Consider the following 233-nt stretch of genomic DNA (forward strand, 5'->3'; position numbering starts at 1 on the left):
ATGAAGAAGTCGACGGTCAAAAAGTAAAAGGAAACTTGGATAAATACATACTGCTGAAATTTGTCCGCTCTAACCAAGGTACGTGCTACAACCAGCGTCCGATCGTAAGTGTCGGCGATGAAGTGGTAAAAGGAGAAATCCTTGCTGACGGTCCTTCTATGGAGCTTGGTGAACTTGCACTTGGCCGTAACGTAATGGTCGGCTTCATGACATGGGATGGCTACAACTATGAG

The 233-nt window shown here is 45.9% G+C and carries 1 protein-coding gene; it reads left to right on the forward strand.

Annotated elements, in window-relative coordinates; all coding sequences use genetic code 11:
- Positions 1 to 233: hypothetical protein (locus CF394_RS03830; RefSeq protein WP_133079800.1), on the forward strand; the 233-nt coding region annotated here is incomplete at both ends.

Origin of the sequence: Tetzosporium hominis (assembly GCF_002265435.1) — a bacterium.
GTDB lineage: Bacteria > Bacillota > Bacilli > Bacillales_A > Planococcaceae > Chryseomicrobium > Chryseomicrobium hominis.